Origin of the sequence: Streptococcus sp. 10824, assembly GCF_013276595.1 — a bacterium.
Classification (GTDB): domain Bacteria; phylum Bacillota; class Bacilli; order Lactobacillales; family Streptococcaceae; genus Streptococcus; species Streptococcus pseudopneumoniae.
This window is the reverse complement of record NZ_VMLH01000045.1, coordinates 1-3,261: the sequence shown is the minus strand read 5'-3', so window position 1 is coordinate 3,261 and position 3,261 is coordinate 1. Positions and strand designations below refer to the sequence as shown.

Annotated in this window: 3 protein-coding genes and 1 pseudogene; all 4 read left to right on the top strand. The window is 40.0% G+C overall.

Going from position 1 to position 3,261, the window contains the following annotated elements; all coding sequences use genetic code 11:
* Nucleotides 1-210 precede the first annotated feature (210 nt).
* Nucleotides 211-1,013, top strand: a protein-coding gene (locus HT701_RS04425; RefSeq protein ID WP_138704138.1) for an IS5 family transposase whose coding sequence is annotated in 2 segments (ribosomal slippage) — nucleotides 211-304 and nucleotides 304-1,013 — 804 coding nt in all. Because the reading frame shifts where the segments join, the coding sequence is not laid out codon by codon here.
* 128 nt (nucleotides 1,014-1,141) lie between these two features.
* A pseudogene (locus tag HT701_RS04420) lies at nucleotides 1,142-1,619 on the top strand (DUF4231 domain-containing protein).
* A 407-nt stretch (nucleotides 1,620-2,026) separates the two neighbouring features.
* Entirely contained in the window at nucleotides 2,027-2,164 is a 138-nt protein-coding gene (locus tag HT701_RS04415) for a hypothetical protein (protein ID WP_153300005.1), read from the top strand.
* A 79-nt stretch (nucleotides 2,165-2,243) separates the two neighbouring features.
* On the top strand, nucleotides 2,244-3,261 hold a 1,018-nt coding region (locus HT701_RS04410; protein ID WP_172931255.1), incomplete at its 3' end, for a YSIRK-type signal peptide-containing protein.

Genomic DNA, 3,261 nt, shown 5'->3' with positions numbered 1-3,261 from the left:
TTTCACGTTCGATTTACTAAAGACATTCTCACATTCGAATTACAAAACAGAAAAAATAAAATGTTTTTCCTTGCAAAATTCGGGGGGGGGGGTGGTATAATTATCACTAGACTGTATATTCTTCATAGGAGGTACAGTGGGGTAAATAGTCGTAAGTTGCTATTTATATATTAGACTTTCCTGCGAAACAAAATATGGTAGAATAATTCTATGAATTATGAAGCAAGTAAACAACTAACTGATGCACGATTCAAGCGTCTTGTTGGTGTTCAGCGCACGACTTTTAAAGAGATGTTAGCTGTATTAAAACAGCTTATCAACTTAAACACGCAAAAGGTGGAAGAAAACCTAAACTAAGCCTAGAAGACCTTCTTATGGTCACTCTTCAATATGTGCGAGAATATCGAACTTATGAACAAATTGCGGCTGATTTTGGTATCCACGAAAGCAACTTACTCCGTCGGAGCCAATGGGTTGAAGTAACTCTTGTTCAAAGTGGTTTTACGATTTCAAGAACTCCTCTCAGTTCTGAGGACACGGTAATGATTGATGCGACGGAAGTAAAAATCAATCGCCCTAAAAAACAATTAGAGAATTATTCTGGTAAAAAGAAATGCCACGCTATGAAGGCTCAAGCGATTGTCACAAGTCAAGGGAGAATTGTTTCTTTGGAGCTCGCTGTGAACTGTTGTCATGATATGAAGTTGTTCAAAATGAGTCGCAGAAATATCGGACAAGCTGGTAAAATCTTGGCTGACAGTGCTTATCAAGGGCTCATGAAGATATATCCTCAAGCACAAACTCCACGTAAATCTAGCAAACTCAAGCCGCTAACAGCTGAAGATAAAGCCTGTAACCATGCGCTATCTAAGGAGAGAAGCAAGGTTGAGAACATCTTTGCCAAAGTAAAAACGTTTAAAATGTTTTCAACAACCTATCGAAATCATCGTAAACGCTTCGGATTACGAATGAACTCGATTGCTGGCATTATCAACCGTGAACTAGGATTCTAGTTTTGCAGGAAGTCTAGTTTTACAATCTACAAGTTGATTCACTTTCTATTATGTATTATTATGATAGTGGTAAACAAAACAGAGAGGAGTTCTATATGACACCAGAAGAAGTCTATATGACAGAGTGATTGGAAAAGCAAATCACCTGCTTTCAGGGGAAAAGTTTCCAGCATCGCAGACGCTACAAGGTCTTGGAGATTGCTGAGATTGTTTCCGGTTTTTTGATTGCGATTTTTTGTGCCATTCCCATGCCGGGCGATTACTATCGCCTTGTCTCTGTTGTGCTTTCAAGCATGGGGTTGCTTTGTGAGGGATTGCTTGGTATTTATAATAGCAAGGAACACTGGATATCCTATCAGAAGGCAGCGCAACTTTTAGAACGAGAAAAGTTTCTCTACCAGTGTCTGACTGAGAAATAAATACGCAGGTGAAAGCAAGCCTTTTACATTCTTTGTCAAGACCTGTGAAGGGATAATCTCTGACGAAATAATCAAGTGGGAAGGCATCCAGTCTAAAGAAGCGGGTGTGCCTGCGGAAACTCCACTCCAATGCAAGAAAAATCGAGGGGGTAAAAGAAAACCTATAGTCAGGGAAAGAATAGCCTGACTGGAAAGCAGTATGAAAAAATGGAATTTACAGCGTAAAACAACTCAAGGTCCGGTTTGTTTTTTGTGCTTAAAAGACAGGAACTTCCTTGAAACTTGAGTTTGTCTCGGTGCATTTGAAAGAAAACTCAGTTTAGACGGAGACTGTTAAACAAGCTTATGGTCTAACCAGTACGGATGTGGTTGAGTAGCTAGTAGATGGTTTTTTAGAAATGGAAAGAGTGCAGATTTCAATGTTTCAACACCTAAAGGAAGATAACTAGGAGGTGATTAAGGTTAAAACAAAACGGATAAATGGTGATTTATTTTCAGGTCTTATCGCTGATGTCGACGAAGAAATCATGAATAGCGATGACAATCGTTTAGCTATCGATAGGATTGTCATCCAACATAATGGCGGTTTGAGCGATGAAGGAGCACCTGGTATGTATCTACAGGCGTTGGTACCTCTGCTTATTACCAGGCTTGGACTATCCAGAGCATGGTTTTTGCCCTGTAGGAGTCTTTGCCATCATTGATACCCAGGAAGCAGACGGCTACACTTGAGGCTTTCTGAAGTCAGAAAAAAGCTGGCTGGCCTTGGAGTTCACAGAAAGAATTACTTAGAACATAAGGAGAAAAATAATTGTTGAAATTGATACAAAATAAGAAAAAAGGTGGAGAGAAAGCCTTTCGCTACTCTCTCAGAAAATTTAAATTTGGCGCGGCATCGGTTTTAGTCGGACTTACATTTTTGGGTCTTGGTGCGGAGTCAGTGTCTGCAAGCTTTGAAACGTTAGGAAATGTAACCTATCTTGGTGACACTGATTCCGAGGTTCAAGAAACGAAGAAATCAGTTAAGGTAACTACTGAAATAACGAACAATGGACAACATGTGAAGTATACAGTGATTTTTAATGAGCAGCATGAGAGATGGAGCAGACCTGGGCTCACTGTCTGGTTGCCAAAAGGTTTGGATGCATCTACAATTAAAATCAGAACCTATAACAGCGATGCTGTGACGGGGGGAGGAGGACGACCATGGAAACAAATTCATGATCGGAATTTAGATAGTTTCCCAGGTGCTACAAGAACGTTGGTTAAGAATCCAGAGTTAGATCCTAAAAACAGAGGAAGATGGGATGAATTTTGGAGTAAAATAACAGGAACTGGCCAAGGTTCAGAGATTCCTACTCAATGGAAAAATCAAAATTTATTAGCCTATGGTCTCGATTCTTGGGAAAATATTTCAAGGAATGCCTATAAGTGGGAACTTGAAGCGGATGTTTTGCCCGGTGTAACAATTTCGCAAATGCCTTTTGTGGCAGGGATGAAGAGTCCAACAGGATACCCTCGATACGTCGCAATAGGAGCAGATGAACAATTCGATACAGATGGTGATGGTTTCACTGATAAAGAAGAAGTAGAAAAAGGATCAAATCCAAAAGATCCAGCATCTACTCCAGACACTGTCGATACAGATGGTGATGGTTTCACTGATAAAGAAGAAGTAGAAAAAGGATCAAATCCAAAAGATCCAAACTCGAAACCAGAATCTAAACCAGTAGGTGCATCAACTAAGGATACAGATGGTGATGGCTTGACTGATAAGGAAGAAGTAGAAAAAGGAACAGACCCTACTAAAGCTGATACAGATGGCGATG

Bases quoted from the DNA above. Each gene is read 5' to 3' on its own strand.
- HT701_RS04415 (WP_153300005.1), top strand. From the start codon at position 2,027: ATGAAGGAGCACCTGGTATGTATCTACAGGCGTTGGTACCTCTGCTTA.